The organism is Tsukamurella conjunctivitidis (genome assembly GCF_007858475.1).
GTDB lineage: Bacteria > Actinomycetota > Actinomycetes > Mycobacteriales > Mycobacteriaceae > Tsukamurella > Tsukamurella conjunctivitidis.
Genome location: NZ_VIGX01000014.1, coordinates 54,032 through 72,613, shown reverse-complemented (window position 1 = coordinate 72,613; position 18,582 = coordinate 54,032). Strand labels below are relative to the sequence as shown.

The 18,582-nt window shown below is 71.3% G+C and carries 17 protein-coding genes; 13 read left to right on the top strand and 4 right to left on the bottom strand.

Going from position 1 to position 18,582, the window contains the following annotated elements; translation table 11 throughout:
- Window positions 1-26 precede the first annotated feature (26 nt).
- From FK530_RS18940 to FK530_RS18930, 3 genes are read right to left on the bottom strand one after another with little or no spacing between them, the layout of a single operon-like run.
- Window positions 27-356, bottom strand: coding sequence for a hypothetical protein (locus FK530_RS18940; RefSeq protein WP_146488536.1), 330 nt, complete (start codon window positions 354-356; stop codon window positions 27-29).
- Window positions 357-401: 45 nt separating this feature from the next.
- Entirely contained in the window at window positions 402-1,577 is a 1,176-nt protein-coding gene (locus tag FK530_RS18935) for an AAA family ATPase (protein ID WP_231706705.1), read from the bottom strand.
- A 52-nt stretch (window positions 1,578-1,629) separates the two neighbouring features.
- Complete coding sequence (locus tag FK530_RS18930) at window positions 1,630-2,112, bottom strand: hypothetical protein (protein WP_146488535.1); 483 nt, start codon at window positions 2,110-2,112, stop codon at window positions 1,630-1,632.
- Between the two features lie 105 nt (window positions 2,113-2,217).
- Between FK530_RS18930 and FK530_RS18925 the strand changes: the two genes are divergently transcribed.
- The 5 genes from FK530_RS18925 (at window position 2,218) to FK530_RS18905 (ending at window position 10,151) form a co-directional block, all read left to right on the top strand.
- Window positions 2,218-2,997: an ABC transporter ATP-binding protein gene (locus FK530_RS18925; protein WP_146488534.1), complete on the top strand. Its 780-nt coding sequence runs from the start codon at window positions 2,218-2,220 to the stop codon at window positions 2,995-2,997.
- Window positions 2,997-5,570 carry an ABC transporter permease gene (locus FK530_RS18920; RefSeq protein ID WP_231706704.1) on the top strand — a complete coding sequence of 858 codons (2,574 nt, stop codon included), beginning with the start codon at window positions 2,997-2,999 and terminating at the stop codon, window positions 5,568-5,570. Before FK530_RS18925 ends, FK530_RS18920 begins: the two co-directional genes overlap by 1 nt.
- 162 nt (window positions 5,571-5,732) lie before the next feature.
- Window positions 5,733-6,773 (top strand): NAD(P)/FAD-dependent oxidoreductase, encoded by a 1,041-nt coding sequence (locus FK530_RS18915; protein WP_146488533.1) that lies wholly within the window; start codon window positions 5,733-5,735, stop codon window positions 6,771-6,773.
- Entirely contained in the window at window positions 6,770-7,642 is an 873-nt protein-coding gene (locus FK530_RS18910) for an RNA polymerase sigma-70 factor (protein WP_146488532.1), read from the top strand. Before FK530_RS18915 ends, FK530_RS18910 begins: the two co-directional genes overlap by 4 nt.
- 382 nt (window positions 7,643-8,024) lie before the next feature.
- Window positions 8,025-10,151 carry a magnesium transporter MgtE N-terminal domain-containing protein gene (locus FK530_RS18905; RefSeq protein WP_146488531.1) on the top strand — a complete coding sequence of 709 codons (2,127 nt, stop codon included), beginning with the start codon at window positions 8,025-8,027 and terminating at the stop codon, window positions 10,149-10,151.
- A gap of 65 nt (window positions 10,152-10,216) precedes the next feature.
- Here FK530_RS18905 and FK530_RS18900 read toward each other — a convergent pair whose 3' ends face one another.
- The gene (locus tag FK530_RS18900; protein WP_146488530.1) at window positions 10,217-10,981 is read right to left on the bottom strand and encodes a class I SAM-dependent methyltransferase; all 765 of its coding nucleotides are present in this window, start codon (window positions 10,979-10,981) and stop codon (window positions 10,217-10,219) included.
- A 25-nt stretch (window positions 10,982-11,006) separates the two neighbouring features.
- Between FK530_RS18900 and FK530_RS18895 the strand changes: the two genes are divergently transcribed.
- The 8 genes from FK530_RS18895 to FK530_RS18860 all read left to right on the top strand — a co-directional run bounded on the left by FK530_RS18895 (window position 11,007) and on the right by FK530_RS18860 (window position 18,558).
- Window positions 11,007-12,149, top strand: a complete 1,143-nt coding sequence (locus FK530_RS18895; RefSeq protein WP_146488529.1) for a glycosyltransferase family 4 protein — start codon at window positions 11,007-11,009, stop codon at window positions 12,147-12,149.
- 279 nt (window positions 12,150-12,428) lie between these two features.
- Window positions 12,429-12,647 (top strand): hypothetical protein, encoded by a 219-nt coding sequence (locus FK530_RS18890; RefSeq protein WP_146488528.1) that lies wholly within the window; start codon window positions 12,429-12,431, stop codon window positions 12,645-12,647.
- Window positions 12,631-13,269, top strand: a complete 639-nt coding sequence (locus FK530_RS18885) for a hypothetical protein (RefSeq protein WP_146488527.1) — start codon at window positions 12,631-12,633, stop codon at window positions 13,267-13,269. The genes FK530_RS18890 and FK530_RS18885 overlap by 17 nt, the downstream gene beginning before the upstream one ends.
- A gap of 4 nt (window positions 13,270-13,273) precedes the next feature.
- The gene (locus tag FK530_RS18880) at window positions 13,274-14,953 is read left to right on the top strand and encodes an NAD(P)/FAD-dependent oxidoreductase (protein WP_146488526.1); all 1,680 of its coding nucleotides are present in this window, start codon (window positions 13,274-13,276) and stop codon (window positions 14,951-14,953) included.
- Window positions 14,950-16,434, top strand: coding sequence for an ATP-binding protein (locus tag FK530_RS18875; protein ID WP_231706703.1), 1,485 nt, complete (start codon window positions 14,950-14,952; stop codon window positions 16,432-16,434). The genes FK530_RS18880 and FK530_RS18875 overlap by 4 nt, the downstream gene beginning before the upstream one ends.
- Window positions 16,431-16,781: a UBP-type zinc finger domain-containing protein gene (locus FK530_RS18870; RefSeq protein ID WP_146488525.1), complete on the top strand. Its 351-nt coding sequence runs from the start codon at window positions 16,431-16,433 to the stop codon at window positions 16,779-16,781. Before FK530_RS18875 ends, FK530_RS18870 begins: the two co-directional genes overlap by 4 nt.
- A 68-nt stretch (window positions 16,782-16,849) precedes the next feature.
- Window positions 16,850-17,935, top strand: a complete 1,086-nt coding sequence (locus FK530_RS18865) for an S-(hydroxymethyl)mycothiol dehydrogenase (protein WP_146488524.1) — start codon at window positions 16,850-16,852, stop codon at window positions 17,933-17,935.
- The gene (locus tag FK530_RS18860; protein WP_146488523.1) at window positions 17,932-18,558 is read left to right on the top strand and encodes an MBL fold metallo-hydrolase; all 627 of its coding nucleotides are present in this window, start codon (window positions 17,932-17,934) and stop codon (window positions 18,556-18,558) included. Before FK530_RS18865 ends, FK530_RS18860 begins: the two co-directional genes overlap by 4 nt.
- Window positions 18,559-18,582: the final 24 nt, after the last annotated feature.

Here is an 18,582-nt window from a genome sequence, read left to right as displayed (position 1 = left end):
CGACCATCAGGGCTGTGAAGCTGGATTTAGCTCGGGGCGTCCAACATCGCCAATAGTTCCTCGCCGACCTCGACCAGGGTGCGCAGAGTCTGTACCGGAACGCCGTATATCTCGTGGGTGTCGTCAATCAGGATGTGCACCACTCCGTCGCCGAAATGAGCGACTTTCACGCCGTCGCGCTCGATGCGCAGTTCGCGCGTAAGCCGTGCGCACGCATCGTCCAGCCATGTGGTGACCTGAGCCCGGATGGTCGCGATCTGTTCCTGTGTGAGGTTGTAGGGCTGCGGCATCAGGGCCTGGATGGCCTCGTGAAGCTGGGAGTCGGCGGCGGAGGAGATTTCGGGTGTGGTGGTCATAACGGGTTCCTTTCGGGCTACTCAGTAACTGAGTCCAAACCCTAGTTATGCCTCGTCGATGAACAGGACGCCGTCCAGCGCGGAGTCGATCACGGCGCTGGTCTTCTGCGCGGTGGCGCCGAGGTACTGGCCCACGAGGTCGCGGCGAGAGCACTCGACGACGGTGTCGGTGGCGAGCAGCCCCAGGCCGCGATACATGCGAGCGACGATGCGTGCCACCGTCGTCTTGCCCGTGCCGGGCGGACCGGTGAAGGCGAGGTGCAGCGAGCGGCTGCCGCTGGTCAGCCCGCGGTCGGCGCGCACCTTCGCGAGTTGCATCGTGGTCCGCAGGCGGGTGACCTGCTCCTTCACCTCGCGCAGCCCCACCTGCCGTTCCAACTCGGCGGCGGCCGCGGCGAGCAGTTCCTCGCCCTCCCCGGCGGGCGCGTCGGCCGGGAGGGACGCGTCCGGCGCGTCGAGCACCAGGCGATGGCTCGGGTCCCGCAGCGCCGCCTCCGCGGGCGGGTACGACGGTGCCGCGCGTTCCAGCAGCTCCCGAGCGCGCTCCTCCTCGCCCTGCTCGCGCAGGACGAGGGCGTGGCAGTAGCGGGCCGCGGCGGCGGCGCCCGGCACCGGTCCTTCGGCGGCGACCGTGAGCAGCCGCGCCGCCTCGGAGAACCGCCCGAGCTGCGCGGCGGCGGAGCCCGCGATAGTGGCGGCCGCCGCGGCGAGCACGGCGTCGTCCCAGTCGGCGTGGCCGTCGAGCGCGGTCAGGGCGTCCGGCCACCGTCGGGCCCGGGCGGCGGTGACGGCGCGCTGGTAGTGCGCGATCGGGCACGGCGGGGCGGTGTCCAGGACGCGCTCGGCCTCCTCGGGCGCGCCGTCGGCGAGCAGGCGCGCGGCGTAGGCGACGTGCGCGGTGGCGGCGTCGCGCAGCGGGTAGTCGACGTACAGGCCGGTGGCGAAGGCGCTGCTCAGCGAGCCCGGCGGCAGCCCCACCCGGCGGGCGGCGGTGCCGATCGCGTCGGCGTGGCGATGCAGTGCGGCGACCACCTCGGCGGTGTTCTCGCCGGCCGCGGCGCGGCCCAGCCAGGCGTCGGCCATGCCCGGGTCGGCGGTGGTGGCGGCCTCGAAGGCGCGGCGCGCGAGCGCCGTGTCGCGCGGCGTCGCCTCGAACTCGCCGATCCCGATCCCCAGTGCCGCGATGCCCGCCTGGAACGCGCGGAGCGCAGATGTACCCATGTGGTCCCCCCAGACCCCGATGTTGCGCTCAGGCTAGCGGGACGGGGCGCGATCAGCGGGCGAGTTCGGCGATCTCGCGGATCTCGGCCAGGTCGGGGCCGTACTCCGGCGACGACCAGAACCGCAGCCGCCAGTGGTCGTCGCCCTCGCCGCCGTGCCGCGCGGCGGCCTCGACCTCGTAGTAGCCGCGGGCCATCGGGAATTCGAGCACCTCGCCGGGGCCGTCCGCGGTGGGGGAGAACCACTCGACCGAGCCCGACGTGTCGACGCACAGCTGGGTGCGCAGCACGGTGTCCCACTCGCCCTCCTCGGGCGGCACGGCGTCCCAGTGCTCGAGCTCCACGGGCATCGAGGCCTGCGCCCGCGACGGGGACGCGAAGCCCGCGGTGGCGCGGTTGGTCGCGGCGCCGTGCACGGTGACGGCGGCCAGCAGGTCATCGGGCACGCGGTGCCCGAAGCAACTGCCGAAGAACTTGCCGTCGCGCAGGTCGAGCACTCCGGAGAGCTGCGTGAGGATCCGAGGTTCGAGGCGCATCGGTCCATCATGACGGATCCCGGCGAGCCGTACCCGACGTGTCCGGTTGGTCCTGGGGGATCGCCCTGATGCCGCAGGTGACGAGATTCTGGCATTCTCGGTGACATGTCACAGACTCCGTTCGCGCAGGCGACGCTGCCCACGCCCGAGACCGTGGCCGCACGGGCCGTCGGCGTCACCAAGGTCTACGGCGAGGGCGACAACACGGTGCACGCGCTCGCGGGCGTCTCCGTCGACTTCCGGGCGGGGGAGTTCACCGCCATCATGGGGCCGTCGGGGTCGGGCAAGTCGACGCTCATGCACTGCCTCGCCGGCCTCGACGCGGCCTCGGGCGGCTCGGTGCAGGTGGGCGGAACGGAGCTGACCTCCCTCAACGACAAGCAGATCACCCAGCTGCGGCGCGACCGGATCGGCTTCGTCTTCCAGAGCTTCAACCTGGTGCCCACGCTCACGGCGATCGAGAACATCACGCTGCCGCTGGACATCGCGGGCCGCACACCCGATCAGCAGTGGCTCGACACGGTGATCGACCGGCTGGGGTTGCGCCCCCGCCTCGGTCACCGCCCCACCGAGCTCTCGGGCGGCCAGCAGCAGCGGGTCGCCTGCGCCCGGGCCCTGGTCGGGCGGCCGGAGATCATCTTCGGCGACGAGCCCACGGGCAACCTGGATTCGCGCTCCGGTGCCGAGGTGCTGTCCATCCTGCGCGCCGCGGTCGACGACTTCCGGCAGACCGTGGTCATCGTGACGCACGATCCGCGCGCCGCGTCCTACGCCGACCGCGTGGTCTTCCTCGCCGACGGCCGCATCGTGGACGAGATGCGGCGCCCGACCGCGGAGCGGGTGCTGGAGAAGATGATCCACCTCGACGAGCTCGTCGCCCGCTGATGGCGAACCCGATGCGCCGGGTGGCGCTGCGGAATCTCTTGGCCCACAAGGGGCGCCTCGTGCTGACGGTGCTCTCGGTGCTGCTCGGCACATCGTTCATCGCGGGGTCGATGGTCTTCACCGGCACGCTCTCGAAGGCCTTCGACGGGATCTCCGACAAGATCGCCGTCGGCGTCGACGCGCGGATCTCACCAGAGAACGCCCAGGGGCAGGGCGGATTCGGGCCGTCGGGCCCGGGCGTGCCGCTGTCCGTCGTGGACCAGGTGAAGACGGTGCCGGGCGTGCGCGTCGTGGTCCCCGCGGTGACCGGCACCATCGCCCTGCGCGACGGCGACGGCGAGGTGGTCTCGCCCACGGGTGCACCCCAGGTGGGCGGCGCCTACCTGCCGCCGGGGGAGAACCTCGATCCCGACGGCCTGAAGATCACTTCCGGCCGGGCACCGTCGGCCCCGAACGAGATGGTGCTCAACGAATCCGCGTCCGAGCGGCTGAAGCTGCCGGTGGGCGCGAGGACCACCGTCGTCGCACCGCATTCCCCCGGACCGATCGACGTGACCATCGTGGGGCTGTACACGATCTCCACCGATTCCGGCGGCTACCTCGGCGCGCTGTTCGCGAAGGACGAGGCGCGCAAGCTCTTCGGCGACGGAGCCACGGCGCCCTACATCGAGGTCGGCGCCGCGCAGGGCACCTCGCCCGAGCAACTGCGCGACGCGCTCGCCGAGCGCCTGCCCGACCTGAACGTGCAGACCGGCGCCCAGGTGCGGCAGGAGTTCGAGGACACGATCAACCAGGGGCTGAGCTTCCTCAACTACTTCCTCGTCGCGTTCGGCTTGATCGGCTTGCTGGTCGGCGTCTTCATCATCTACAACACCTTCTCGATGCTCGTCGCGCAGCGCCTGTCCGAGCTGGCGCTGCTGCGCGCCATCGGCGCGGGGCGCGAGCAGGTGCGCAACTCGGTCGTGTTGGAGGCCCTCGTCGTGGGCGTGGTCGGCAGCGCGCTCGGCCTCGCGGTCGGTGTCGGCCTCGCGGTGCTGCTCCGCGCCGGCGTCACCGCCGCCGGAGTCGGCTTCCCCGACGGCGGCCTCGCCGTGAGCCCGTCCGTGGTGGTGACGGTGATGGTGGTGGGCACGGTCGTCACGGTGATCTCCGCCCTGATCCCCGCGGTGCGGGCCTCGCGCGTCCCGCCCGTTGCCGCCATGCGCGCGCAGGACGGCGGCTCCCCGCAGTCGTTGCTCGTGCGCGGCGCCGTCGGCGCGGCGCTCCTGCTCTGCTCGCTGGCGCTGCTGTTCGTGGCGACCACCGAGGTCGGCTCCACGGCCGCGATCGAGGTCGGCGTCGCCGGCTTCGGCCTGATCCTCGCCATCGTGATCGGCGGGCCGGCGCTGGTGGCGCCCCTGCTCGGTGGCGTCGGCAAGATCATCGCCGCGCCCTTCGGCCCCGCGGGTCGGCTGGGTCGCACCAACGTGATGCGGAATCCGCAGCGCACCACGGCCACCGCCTTCGCGCTGGTCATCGGCGTCGCGCTGGTCGGGGTGATCGGCACGCTCGGCGCCTCGATGCAGAAGTCGATCGACGCACAGGTCGACCAGGGCATCCGCTCCGACCTGATGCTGCAGGCCCCGTCGTTGGGCATGCCGCCCGCCGCGCTCACCGCGATCAAGGACGTGCCGGGCATCGGGGCCAAGACCATCCTGTACGGCGTGCCGGTGCGGCTCGGGAGCGATCGCGTGAACGCGCTCGGGATCGACGGTGACGTGACGACCGCCTTCAACCTCACCCGCACCTCGGGGGACCTGACGGTCAAGCCCGGTGGGCTGCTCGTCGACGACCGCACCGCGCGGGAGCGCGGCTGGGACGTGGGCTCGACCGTCGAGCCGGCCTCCGCCGTCGGCGCCGCGAGGACCAGGCTCACCGTGACCGGGATCTACTCCGCCACGGGCGGTTCCCTGTCCGGGCCCGTGATCACGGCCGCCGATATGAACGTGCTGTACCCGCCCGCGAGCGGCGCCTCCGCTCCGCTCGTCACACCGCAGTCGGTGTTCATCAACGCCGCGGACGGCACGTCGGTCAGTGACCTCAAGGAGCGCCTGCGGGAAGCGGTGAAGCCGCTGCTCGTGGTCAACGTCGACGATCAGGACGACCTCAAGGACCAGGCGGGGCAGGCGATCACGGCGATGATGGGCGTGCTCTACGGGCTGCTCGGCCTCGCCGTGGTGATCGCGATCCTCGGCATCGTCAACACGCTCGCGCTGTCGGTGGTGGAGCGGCGCCGCGAGATCGGCATGCTGCGCGCGATCGGCCTGATCCGCTCCCAGGTGCGGCGCTCCATCTACCTGGAGTCGATGCTCATCGCGGTCTTCGGCGCCGCGCTCGGGCTCGTGCTCGGCGTGCTGCTCGGCGTGTCCCTGGTGCACGCGCTGCGCGACGAGGGGCTGGGCTCCGTCGTGGTGCCCTGGTCCACGGTGATCGTGATGCTGGTCGCGTCGGCCTTCGTCGGCGTGGGCGCGGCGATCCTGCCCGCCATCCGCGCCGCCCGCACGCCCCCGCTCGCGGCCATCGCGGAGGGGTGAGCGGGTTCCGAAAGTCGGGTTCCATGAGCCACCGCGCCCGAATCCTGCCGCGGTGCCCCGGTGAACCCGATTTTCGGGAATCGCTCGTCGGTAGCTGTCACAGATCGGTCGCGGCCGGTGTCCCATGTGCGGAAGATCAGTTCATCGCATGAGGAGGCAATCATGAAGGTCGTCGTGATCGGCGCGGGCTATGCGGGCACCATCGCCGCGAACCGGCTGGTGAAGAAGGCGGACGCGGAGGTGACGGTGGTGAACCCGCGCGCCGACTTCGTCGAGCGGGTGCGGCTGCACGAGCACATCGCGGGCAGCGGCACCGCCCTGACGCCGCTGACCGACATGCTCGACCCGCGGATCCGGCTCGTCGTCGGCGCGGTCGACAAGATCGGCGACGGGACACTGCTGCTCGCCGACGGCACCTCGCTCCCGTTCGACCGCGCGATCTACGCCGCCGGCGGGGCGCCGACGGCACCGTCGGGCACCTACGTGGTGGGCGCGATCGAGACCGCGGAACTGGCGCGGCAGGCGCTCGCCGACCTGCCCGACGGGGCGGCCGTCACCGTCGTGGGTGGCGGCCTGACGGGGATCGAGACCGCGGCCGAGGTGGCGGAATCCCGTCCGGCCCTGCGAGTGCGGCTGATCAGCGAGGGCGAGGTCGGGGCGTCGCTCGGGCCCGGCGCACGGGCGCGGGTGCGGCGCGACCTCGACCGGCTGGGCGTCGTCGTCGAGCGCGGCCGCTACACCGAGGACGACGGTGCCGGCCTCGTCCTCTGGGCCGTCGCGACGCAGGTGAGCGACCTGGCGGCGCGCAGCGGGCTCGCCGTGGACGACGCCGGCCGCGTGCTGGTCGACGAGTACCTGCGCAGCACGAGTGACCCGCGGATCGTCGCGGTGGGCGACGGTGCGTCCGTCCCCGGCCAGCGGCTGAGCTGCCAGACCGCGCTGCCGCAGGGCGCGCACGGCGCCGACAACCTCGCGCGCGAGCTGGCGGGCGAACCGATGAAGGCCTACTCGATGGGCTACACCGGGCAGAACGTGTCGATCGGCCGGCGGAGCGCCGTCATCCAGGCCGCGCGCCGTGACGACAGCCCCACCCGGATCCAGTTCGGCGGCCGCTCGGCCGCGCTGGTCAAGGAGCAGGTCTGCCGGATGGCCAAGGGCGCCGCGAAGACCGCCCGCTACGCCTGGCTGCCGGCACCCCGATGACGAGCACCGAGGACCTGTTCACCGAGCACCGGCCGCTCCTGTTCTCCGTCGCCTACGAGATCCTGGGCAGCGTCGCCGACGCCGAGGACGTGCTGCAGGAGAGCTATCTGCGGTGGCGCGACGTGGATCTCGGCACCGTCGAGAACCCGCGGGCGTACCTGGCGCGGATCGTGACCCGGCAGGCCCTCAACGCGCTACGGGCCGCGTCGCGGCGGCGCGAGGAGTACGTCGGTCCGTGGCTGCCGGAGCCGCTGGAGGCGCCGTCGGGCGACGGTCCCGCCGAGCACGTCCTGACCGGCGAGGCGGTCACCACGGCGATGCTGCTCGTCCTCGAATCGCTCACGCCCACGGAGCGGGCGGTGTTCGTGCTGCGCGAGGTCTTCGACTTCGGGTACCCGGAGATCGCCCGGGCCGTCGGCAAGGGCGAGGCGACGGTGCGGCAGACCGCCCACCGCGCCCGCGGGCACGTGCGGGCCCGCCGGCCGCGCGCCGTCGCCGCTCCCGCGCAGGCGCAGGGCGTCGCCGAGCGGTTCGTCCTGGCCGCGGCGACGGGGGACGTGCAGGCGCTCATGGACGTGCTCGCCCCCGACGTCGTGTACCTCGGCGACGGCGGCGGGGTGGTCTCCGCGGCGCGGCGGCCCGTGCAGGGGGCGGACCGCGTGGCCCGGTTCGTCGCGGGGCTGTTCCGCAAGGGCGCCACGATGGGCGAACTCGGGATGCGGTTCGCGGTCTACAACGGCATGCCGGCGATGGTCGTGACCTTCGACGGCGTGGTCGACCAGGTCACCTGCATCGAGGTCGGCGGCGGCGCGGTGACGGGCGTGTACACCGTGCGCAATCCGGACAAGTTGCGCACAGTCATCGGATGACAACGTGTGTATCCATGAACTGCGCCTTCCGTGGCGCAGGTTCGGGACGGTTCATTAACTTCGTCATCCGGACTCGGTAGTGCGGACGGGTCGACGCTCGGTCGCCGCGCTGAGAGTGTCTGATATTGCAAACTCAGGACTGATGTGCAACTCCGCTAATGGGCTCTGAACTGGGATAATGTGATGAATGTGACTAACATCACGATCCTATAACGGTTGCATTTCGAAAAGGAATTGCTACCGCTGGGTAGTCACACCCCTGATTAGTCTTCGCGGTGATCGAGAGCGCGCCCACCTATTCCGATCCGACGGACGCTCTCAGTCATCCGATCGCCGCCTACCCTCCGGCGCGGATCACCCCCGTGAAGACCAGGAGAGACCCATGCGTGAAGCAGCCCTGCGCGACAGCGCCCTCATGCGCGAGAGCGCCTCGTTCAGCTGGAACCGGACGGGGGTGGTCACGAAGGCGATGGCGGCCACCGTCGTCGCGGGGTCGCTGACCCTCGCCACCGTGCCCGCCATGGACTTCTCCGTCCCGAAGCCCGCGCAGATCCTCGCCGTGCCGGCCGCCGCCGCGCCGCTGCGTGTGGACGTCGAGCTGACCAGCATCATCGACTGGATGTCGCCGCAGACGATCGCCAGCATGCTCGAGGACACCGATTCGCAGAAGCTCGCCGACGCGATGGCGCTCACCAACCCGGCCAAGGTCGCCGACATCATGTCGCGCATGGACCCGGCCAAGACCGCGAAGATCCTCGACGCGATGCCGCCGGAGAAGGTCGTCGCGATCATGAACCTGATGGACGAGAAGAAGCTCACCGCGATCGTCAACGGCCTGCCCCAGAACAAGCTCAACACCATCGTCGCGGGCCTGTCGCAGGACAAGCTCAACGCCGTCGTCAAGGCGATCCCCGAGGCCAAGCTGATCGAGGTGGTCAAGAGCCTCGATGACGCGACCCTGGGCAAGATCGTGGGCGCGCTGCCGACCGAGCGGCTCGTCACCGTCGTCTCGGGCCTCGATCAGCAGAAGCTCAAGGACCTGGTCGGCGGTATCCCCGCCGACGTCCTCGGGCCCGTGGTCGGGGGCCTGCCGGACGACAAGCTCGCGGCCCTCGTCGGGCAGATCCCCGTGGAGAAACTGGGCGCGGTGGTCGCGACCCTGCCGCCGGCGACCATCGCCAAGCTGGTCGAGGGCCTGCCGACGTCCGTGCTCACCGAGGTGATCGGCACCGTCGACCCCGCGAAGATCGGCCCGGCCGTCGCGGCGCTCCCGACGGACAAGCTCTCGCAGCTGGTGGGCTACATCCCCACCGAGAAGCTGGCCGCGGTGGTGTCGGGCTTCGATGAGAAGAAGCTCGGCGAGATCGTCGGCCTCATCCCGGTGGAGAAGCTCGCCCCCGTCGTCGGCGCGCTGCCGGCCGACAAGCTCACCCAGCTGGTCAAGGGCATCCCGACCGACAAGCTCATCACCGTGGTCTCGGGCCTCGACGACAAAACCCTCACCGAGCTGGTGAACGGAATCCCGGTGGAGAAGCTCGGCCCGATCGTCGCCGGCCTGCCGTCCGACAAGCTCATCAAGCTGGTCGGTTCCATCCCGACCGACAAGCTCAAGGAGATCGTCGGCGGCCTCCCCGACGACAAGCTCCTCGGCATCATGGACGGCCAGCTGATCGGCCGCGTGGTCTCGCTGGTCGTCGCGAGCCTCGGCACGCCGGGCGGGATCGCCAAGCTTCCCGAGCTGCTGACCGGCGTCGTCGGCGGCGTGGTCACCGGCGGCGCGCAGCTCGTCCCGAACCTGATCGCGAACATCCCGTTCGTCGGCCCCATCGTCGCGGGCCCGATCTCCTTCGTGACCAACACCATCGTGGCGCCCGCCGTCAACCTCGGCCTGAGCCTGCTGCAGCCCGTGTTCTCCCTGATCTCCACCGTGATCTCGCTGCCGGTCACGCTCGCGACGTCGATCATCGGCGGCGGCGGTCTGACCGACCTCTTCGGCAAGGTCACCAAGGGGCTCGAGGGCCTCGCCGGCACGGACGCCGCGAAGTCGCTCGACGCCGCGGCGAAGACGCTCGACACCCCGTCGAAGCCCTTCAGCGTGCTGTCCGAGAAGGACCTGGCCGCGCAGGAGGCCGGTGGTCCCCGTCACCTCAAGGTCGACGATGCCGTCGACGAGACCGCCGTCCCGGTGGTCGGGGGCGGAGCCGCAGCCAAGGACGCGGGCGAGGCCGAGGCCGGCGAGACGTCGGTCGCCGGCACGACGACGGGCGCGGGCACGAAGGGCGCGGATACGAAGGGCTCGGATACGAAGGGCGCCGACGCGGCCGAGCAGACCGCGGCCCCCGAGACCGCTGTCCCCGAGGCCGGTGCGGAGTCCACCACCACCGCTGAGGAGCCCGCGGAGGCGGCGGAGACGCCCGCGGAGAAGCCGGCGGAGACGGCCGCTGACGCGGCGGACACCGATTCCGCGTCCGCTGCGGACGCCGCTGCGGACTCCACCGCCGCCGCCTGACCGAGTTCCCGGCCTCCGGCCCCCGCCGCGCACCCCGCGGCGGGGGCCGGAGTCGTCGGTCCCGGTCAGTGCGTCCGGAAGACCAGGACCAGGTTCGAGACGAGGAGTTCGCGCAGGACCGGGACGCGGACCATCCACCACGCCCACGACGGGTGGTAGCGCGGGAAGGCCGCGACCAGGTCGGCACCGTCGACCCGGCGGGCCCACCGCAACCCGTCGGACGCGAGCACCTTGAACAGCGACGTGCCGTAGAGGTTCTTCGGCGGATGCCCGTGCTTGCGGGTGTACATGCGGGCCGCGCGCTCGCCACCCAGGTAGTGCGTCTGCCCCATCTCGTGGCCGCCGAACGGGCCGTACCAGAGCGTGTAGCTGAGGATCACCATGCCGCCGGGCCGGGTGACGCGCAGCATCTCCTCGCCCATCGCCTCCCAGTCGCGCACGTGCTCGGCGACGTTGGACGAGAGGCAGACGTCGACGGCACCGTCGGCGATGGGGAGCGCGAGGCCCGAACCGCGCAGCCCTCGCGACGCGGTGATTCCGGCGGCGTGCGCCTCGGAGGGATCGGGCTCGACGGGGACGTAGACGGCGCCGTGCTCGGCGAAGGCGTCCTCGAAGTAGCCGGGGCCGCCACCCACGTCGAGCACGAGTGCGCCGTCGAGGTCGCCGAACAGGTCACCGGTCAGCTCGACGGTGTCGCGCGCGAGTGAGCCGTAGAACCGGGCCGGCTCGGACTGCTCGAACCGGAAGTCGGACAGCAGCCCCACCGAGCGCCGCAGCGTGGCACGGCGGCGGAGGCGTTTCGTCGCGTTCTTCCAGGTAGCGGGGTACACGCCACCGGACGGTACCCTAGAAGCCGTGCGTGAAGTCCTCCTGCTGTGTTGGCGTGACACCCGCCACCCGCAGGGCGGCGGCAGTGAGCTGTACCTGGAGCGCGTCGGGCAGGAGCTGGCCGCCCGCGCCGTGCGGGTCACGCTGCGCACCGCGATGTACCCGGGTGCCCTGCGGTCCGAGACCGTGCACGGCGTCCGCGTCTCCCGCGGCGGCGGCCGCTTCACCGTCTACCCGCTGGCGTTGCTCGCGATCGTGCTCGCACGCTTCGGCCGCGGCCCGCTGCGCGGCATCCGCCCCGATGCGGTGATCGACACGCAGAACGGCATCCCCTTCTTCGCACGACTCGTCGCGGGCGTGCCCGTGACCGTGCTCGTGCACCACTGCCACCGCGAGCAGTGGCCGGTCGCCGGGCGGCTCGTCGCGCGGATCGGCTGGTTCATCGAGTCGCGGCTCTCGCCCTGGGTGCACCGCGGTGCGCAGTACCTCACGGTCTCGCTGCCCTCGGCGGAGGAGCTGGCGCTCCTCGGCGTGGGACCGGAGCGGGTGGCCGTGGTGCGCAACGGGATCGACGGGGTGGCGCCGGGCGTCGCGGACGTGCGGTCGGCGTCGCCGCGGATGGTGGTGCTGTCGCGGCTGGTGCCGCACAAGCAGATCGAGGACGCCCTCGATGTGCTCGCCCGCCTGCGCCGCCGGGTGCCGGACCTGCACCTCGACGTCATCGGCAGCGGCTGGTGGGACGAGGAGCTCTACGCCCACGCCGCGAAGCTCGGTGTGCTCGACCGGGTGACCTTCCACGGCCACGTGACCGAGCAGCGCAAGCACCGCCTGCTCTCGCGGGCCTGGGTGCACGTGATGCCCTCGCGCAAGGAGGGCTGGGGCATCACCGTGATCGAGGCGGCGCAGCACGGCGTGCCCACCGTCGGCTACGTCAGTTCGCGCGGGCTCACCGATTCCGTGGTCGACGGTGCCACCGGCCTCCTGGTCCGCGACCTCGCCGGTCTCACCGAGTCCGTGCACGTGCTGCTCACCGATGCGCTGCTCCGCGAGGAGCTGGGCGCGAAGGCGCAGGAGCGGGCGGGGGAGTTCTCCTGGCCCGCCACCGCCGACGGCGTCTCCCGCGTGCTGTCCGCATCCGTCGCCGGGGAGCGTGTGGGCGGGCTGGTCTGAATCCTGCGGCCGCTTCACGCCCGAGCCGATCTTCGGTGCGTGTCGGCGGTCGGCCCTTGGCGTGTCGTCGCCGACACGCACCGAGGCTCTGGTGGTGTGGAGCCGCGAGTCGGGAGTTCGAGGCGATCCCGTGAAGGCCCTGCACGTGTGTGAGATTCTGCCCGCTGAGCGGGCACAATCCACCGCAGGGCGGAGTGTGAGCGGAGCCGGGCGGGAAGCATTCCGCGCGACGGAGCGAGGAGCACCGGCGATTCGGGTGCAATCCGTTAATCTGAATTCGTGATGAGGCAACGCGAGGTGACGCCGCGGGTGGCGTGGTACTTCATCGGCCTCGGCGCGGTAGTGCTGGCAGCGGCCCTGATCCGCGACTGGTCGACGTGGCCGGACTTCCGCACGATCCTCGGCGCCTCGATGGCGGCCTTCGGCGCGCTCGAGATCGTCGTGGGCGTCTACGCGCTGCGCCGGGCGCGGAGGGGGCGCGATGTCCAGGCCGGCTGATACGGAGACCCGGACGGTCCCGGTAGCGGTGCTGCGGGGCGGTGCCGGGGTCCTGCTGGTCCTGTGGCTGACACTCGTCACGGCGTTCATGCTGACCGACTGGTCGTACGACGGACCGCGCAGCCAACAGGTCGCCCGCGGTGCGATCCTGGCGGCGATCCTGGTGCTCGGCTCGTGGATGGGCCAGTCGTGGCGCACCGCGACCGGTATGGAACCGGCGATGAGCGCTCCCAGCGCGCGCTATTTCCTGGCCGGCGCGGTGCTCCTCATTCCCGCGATGACCGTGATGTGGCTCGACTACGGGCCGTGGCCGGCCTGGCGTGTCATGACGGTGGTAGTCCTCGCTGTGGGGATCCTCGTGCTCTTCGTGCTCGACCTCCGCGACCGGCGGCGGCACAAGGGCGAGATCACTGCGCCGATCGCGGCGATGACGGTCCGCACCGCCCGCGGTGATCGGGAGGTCCGGATCGCGCAACCGGAGGGGCTGCACGACCGGTGGATGACCCGCTGGTCGGTCGGCACGCCGGAGGGCACCGTCCAGCGCGTCTCCTACGGCCCGGACCCGATGCGTTCGCTCACAGCTGCACTCGCCGACGCGGAGGCCGCGACCGCCGTAATCTGAAACGGTGGCTGAATCCGAGAAGAGGCGCCCCGCGATCCTGACCGTCGACGACGATCCCAGCGTGTCCCGCGCGGTGGCCCGCGACCTGCGGCGCAAGTACGGCGACGAGTACCGGATCGTGCGCGCCGAGAGCGGTGAACAGGCCCTCGAAGCTCTTAAGGAGCTCAAGCTCCGCGGTGACCTGGTGGCCGCGATCCTCGCGGACTACCGCATGCCCCAGATGACGGGCCTGGAGTTCCTCGAGGCCGCGATGGACGTCTACCCGGGTGCCCGCCGGCTGCTCCTCACCGCCTACGCGGATACGGGTGCGGCGATCGAGGCGATCAACGTGGTCGACCTGGACCACTACCTCCTCAAGCCCTGGGATCCGCCGGAGGAGAAGCTCTACCCCGTCATCGATGCGCAGCTGGAGGCCTGGCTGTGCAGCGACCACCGGCCCGTCCCGGAGACGAAGGTCGTCGGCCACCGCTGGTCGGCCCGCTCGTCCGAGGTGCGGGAGTTCCTGGCCCGCAACCAGATCCCGTACCGCTGGTACACGGCGGAGTCCCCGGAGGGGCAGCGGCTGCTGGCCGCCGCGGGCAGCGACGGGCAGGAGCTCCCGCTCGTCGCCGCCGCCGACGGGACGGCGCTGTGCGCACCGTCGGACAGCGAACTCGCCGCGCACGTCGGACTGAACACCACCCCGGCGGAGGAGTTCTACGACCTGGTGGTCGTGGGCGCCGGCCCGGCGGGCCTCGGCGCCGCCGTGTACGGCGCGTCGGAGGGGCTGCGCACGGTGCTCGTCGAGCGGTCCGCCACGGGCGGGCAGGCCGGGCAGAGCTCCCGCATCGAGAACTACCTCGGCTTCCCCGACGGTGTCTCTGGCACTCAGCTCACGGACCGGGCGCGGCGGCAGGCGAACAAGTTCGGCGCCGAGATGATCACCGCCGCGGACGTCGTGGAACTCGAGGTGACCGGCTCGGGGCGGCGCGTGCGGTTCTCCGACGGCACCGTCGTGGGCGCGCACACCGTGATCCTCGCGACGGGCGTCGCCTACCGGCAGCTCGACGCGCCCGGCATGGACCGGCTGACCGGCGCGGGCATCTTCTACGGCTCCGCAATGACCGAGGCGCCCGCCTGCGCGGGGCAGAACGTGTACATCGTGGGCGGAGCGAACTCCGCGGGACAGGCGGCGGCCTACCTGTCGAAGGGTGCGCGCTCGGTGACCCTGCTGGTGCGCGGGCCCTCGCTCGAGGCGTCCATGTCGTACTACCTGATCCAGCAGCTCAACGCGATCGAGAACGTGCACGTCCGGCCGCACACGCAGGTGATCGAGGCGCACGGCGACGACCACCTCACGCAGCTCACCCTGCGCGACACGCAGTCGGGCGAGACGGAACAGGTCCCCGCCGACTTCCTCTTCGTCTTCATCGGTGCCGAGCCGCGCACGGACTGGCTCGACGGCGTCGTCGAGCGCGACGGGCGGGGCTTCCTGCTGACCGGTCCGGACCTCACGGTCGACGGTGCCGCCCCGCGGGGATGGGAACTGGACCGCCCGCCGTTCCACCTGGAGTCGAGCGTGCCCGGCATCTTCGTCGCCGGCGACGTGCGCTCCGAATCGGCGAAACGCGTCGCCTCCGCGGTGGGCGAGGGCGCGATGGCCGTGATGTTCGTCCACCGCTATCTGGAAGGAGTCGACTCGTGAGCACTCATGACCCGTGCTTCGTCGACGAACTGCGCACCCTGTTCCTGTTCGAGAAGCTGAGCGACGAGCAGCTGGAGTGGCTGTGCCGGCGGGGCCACGTGGAGACCTTCCCCGCCGGCCCCGTCTACTCCACCGGCGAACCGGCGCAGTGGTTGTACGTGCTGTTGCACGGCACGATCGCGTTGTCGCAGAAGGTGGGCGATGCGGAGGTCGAGACCACCCGCTCCGACCAGCGCGGCGCCTACTCCGGCGCGTGGTCGGCCTTCCTCGGCAAGGGCGGTCCCGCCCAGAAGCAGTACAACTCGTCGATGCGCGCGGTGACGCAGGCGCAGTTCTTCATGCTGCCCGCCGAGGACTTCAACGAGGCCATGCACGAGTGGTTCCCGATGGCGGTGCACCTGCTGGAGGGCGTCTTCTACGGCGGGCAGCGCACCCGGCAGATCGTCGAGCAGCGCGAGCGCCTGCTGGCGCTGGGTTCCCTCTCCGCGGGCCTCACGCACGAGCTGAACAACCCGGCCGGTGCGGCCACCCGCGCGGTGGCCGATCTGCGCACCCGCGTCGGCGGCATGCGGCACAAGCTGGCGGGGATAGCCAGCGGCAAGCTCGACCGCACCCGCCTCGTCGACCTCGTGAAGTTCCAGGAGGAGGCCGTCGAGGCCGTGGCGAGTGCGCCCGATCTCGGTCCGCTGGAGGCCTCGGACCGTGAGGACGAGCTCATGGACTGGCTGGACGATCACGACATCGGCGACGGTCACGTGCTCGCGCCCGTGTTCGTGGCGGCGGGGCTGCAGACCGACTTCCTCGACCGCGTCGCGGGCTCGCTCGACGACGGTCCTGTGCTCTCGGGCGCGCTGCGCTGGCTGTACTACACGGTCGAGACCGAGCTGCTGATGAACGAGATCACCGACTCGACGAACCGCGTCTCCACCCTCGTGCAGGCCGCCAAGCAGTACTCGCAGATGGACCGGGCACCCTTCCAGGTGCTGGACGTCCGGGAGCTGCTCGACAGCACCGTCGTCATGCTCAGCCGCAAGCTGGGCGAGGTCACCGTCGTCCGCGACTACGAGCCCGACCTCCCCGACATCAAGGGCTTCGGCGCCGAGCTGAACCAGGTGTGGACCAACCTCATCGACAACGCGGTGCAGGCCATGGACGGCCGCGGCACCCTGACGCTGCGCGCGCACCGCAAGGAGGAGTCGGTCGTCGTCGAGGTCGGCGACACGGGCTCCGGCATCCCCGCCGACGTGCTGCCCCGCATCTTCGAGCCCTTCTTCACGACCAAGGGCGTCGGCGAGGGAACCGGCCTGGGGCTGGACATCTCGTGGCGCATCGTCGTCAACAAGCACCAGGGCGACCTGGCGGTGCGCTCCGAACCGGGGAACACCGTGTTCACCGTGGAACTGCCCATCGACGGGCCGCAGCGCGAGGACATCGAGATCCCGGACGAGCCGGGCATCGAGGGAGAAGGGCAGCAGCCATGAGCGATCCGACCGACCCGATCGACGCGTCCGTGCCGCCCAGCGGCCCCGGCTGCGTGGACTGCGACGCGACCGGCGGGTGGTGGGTCCACCTGCGCCGCTGCGCGAAATGCGGCCACATCGGCTGCTGCGACTCCTCGCCGTCGCAGCACGCGAGCGCCCACGCGCGGGAGTCCGGGCACCCGATCGTGCAGAGCTACGAGCCCGGCGAGACCTGGTTCTGGGACTACGTCTCCGAGGATTACTACGACGGTCCGCGGCTCGCAGACCCGCAGAACCGCCCGGTCGAGCAGGCCGTGCCGGGTCCCGAAGGGCGCGTGCCCGCCGACTGGCGCAACCACGTGCACTGAGCCCGAGTTCTCGTCGGCCCGATCAATGCGAGGATGGCAATAGCCGTATCCGGACCAGGAGGAGAACCGTGCCGCAGACCGTCAGAGGAATCGTCGCCCGCGCGAAGGGCGAGCCCGTCGAAGTCGTCCCGATCGTGATCCCGGACCCCGGCCCCGGTGAGGTGGTGGTCGCGGTGCAGGCGTGCGGCGTCTGCCACACCGACCTGCACTACCGCGAGGGCGGCATCAACGACGAGTTCCCGTTCCTGCTCGGGCACGAGGCTGCCGGCATCGTCGAAACCGTCGGTGAGGGAGTCGATCACGTCGCGCCCGGCGACTTCGTCGTGCTCAACTGGCGCGCCGTGTGCGGGCAGTGCCGCGCGTGCAAGCGCGGCAAGCCGCAGTACTGCTTCGACACGTTCAACGCCACGCAGAAGATGACCCTCGAGGACGGCACGGAGCTCTCGCCCGCCCTCGGCATCGGCGCCTTCGCCGAGAAGACGCTGGTCCACCAGGGGCAGTGCACCAAGGTCGATCCCGAGGCGGATCCCGCCGTCGTGGGCCTGCTCGGCTGCGGTGTGATGGCCGGGCTCGGCGCGGCGGTGAACACCGGCGGCGTCGCCCGCGGCGACACCGTCGCCGTGATCGGTTGCGGCGGGGTCGGAGACGCGGCGATCGCCGGTGCCCGCCTCGTGGGTGCGCGCACCATCATCGCCGTCGACCGGGACCCGAAGAAGCTGGAGTGGGCGCGCGAGCTGGGTGCCACGCACACCGTGAACGCCGCGGAAACCGATGCGGTGGAGGCGATCCAGGAACTCACCGACGGCTTCGGCGCCGATGTGGTGATCGACGCCGTCGGCCGCCCCGAGACCTGGAAGCAGGCCTTCTACGCCCGCGACCTCGCGGGCACCGTCGTCCTCGTGGGCGTGCCCACGCCGGACATGACGCTCGACATGCCGCTCATCGACTTCTTCTCGCGCGGTGGGGCGCTCAAGTCCTCCTGGTACGGCGACTGCCTGCCGGAGCGCGACTTCCCGCAGCTGGTGGACCTGTACCGGCAGGGCCGGCTGCCGCTGGAGAAGTTCGTCACCGAGCGCATCGGGCTCGACGAGGTGGAGAACGCCTTCGCGACGATGCACCGCGGCGAGGTGCTGCGCTCGGTGGTGGTCCTGTGACCCTGCGCGTGGAACGCGTTGTCACGTCGGGTGTGTTCAGCCTCGACGGCGGCACCTGGGACGTCGACAACAACGTCTGGCTGGTCGGCGACGACACCGAGGTCGTGGTGATCGACGCCGCCCACTCCGCCGACCCGATCGTCGACGCCGTGGCGGGCCGGAAGGTGCGCGGAATCGTCTGCACCCATGGGCATAACGATCACGTGACCGTCGCTCCGGAGCTGTCCGAACGGCTCGACGCGCCGATCCTGCTGCACCCCGGCGACGACGTCCTGTGGGACATGACGCACCCCGGCATCGGGCACGAGGACCTCGCCGACGGCAGCCGGATCGCCTTCGGCGGCACGGAGATCCAGGTGATCCACGCGCCCGGGCACTCGCCGGGGTCGGTGTGCCTGTACCTGCCGGAGGCGGGGCAGCTGTTCAGCGGCGACACCCTGTTCGCGGGCGGGCCCGGTGCCACCGGTCGCTCCTACAGCGATTTCTCGGTGATCATCGAGTCCATCCGCGACCGCCTGTTCGCGCTTCCGCCTGAAACCAGGGTGAACACGGGCCACGGCGACGGCACCACGCTGGGCGCCGAGTCCCCGCACCTCGAGGAGTGGATCCGCCGGGGTCACTGATTTCCGCCGCAACCGGAACCCGGG

Excerpts from the sequence above, each read along its gene's own strand:
- FK530_RS18940 (WP_146488536.1), bottom strand. The coding sequence starts at position 356 with ATGACCACCACACCCGAAATCTCCTCCGCCGCCGACTCCCAGCTTCAC.
- FK530_RS18935 (WP_231706705.1), bottom strand. The coding sequence starts at position 1,577 with ATGGGTACATCTGCGCTCCGCGCGTTCCAGGCGGGCATCGCGGCACTG.
- FK530_RS18930 (WP_146488535.1), bottom strand. The coding sequence starts at position 2,112 with ATGCGCCTCGAACCTCGGATCCTCACGCAGCTCTCCGGAGTGCTCGAC.
- FK530_RS18925 (WP_146488534.1), top strand. The coding sequence starts at position 2,218 with ATGTCACAGACTCCGTTCGCGCAGGCGACGCTGCCCACGCCCGAGACC.
- FK530_RS18920 (WP_231706704.1), top strand. The coding sequence starts at position 2,997 with ATGGCGAACCCGATGCGCCGGGTGGCGCTGCGGAATCTCTTGGCCCAC.
- FK530_RS18915 (WP_146488533.1), top strand. The coding sequence starts at position 5,733 with ATGAAGGTCGTCGTGATCGGCGCGGGCTATGCGGGCACCATCGCCGCG.
- FK530_RS18910 (WP_146488532.1), top strand. The coding sequence starts at position 6,770 with ATGACGAGCACCGAGGACCTGTTCACCGAGCACCGGCCGCTCCTGTTC.
- FK530_RS18905 (WP_146488531.1), top strand. The coding sequence starts at position 8,025 with ATGCGTGAAGCAGCCCTGCGCGACAGCGCCCTCATGCGCGAGAGCGCC.
- FK530_RS18885 (WP_146488527.1), top strand. The coding sequence starts at position 12,631 with ATGTCCAGGCCGGCTGATACGGAGACCCGGACGGTCCCGGTAGCGGTG.
- FK530_RS18870 (WP_146488525.1), top strand. The coding sequence starts at position 16,431 with ATGAGCGATCCGACCGACCCGATCGACGCGTCCGTGCCGCCCAGCGGC.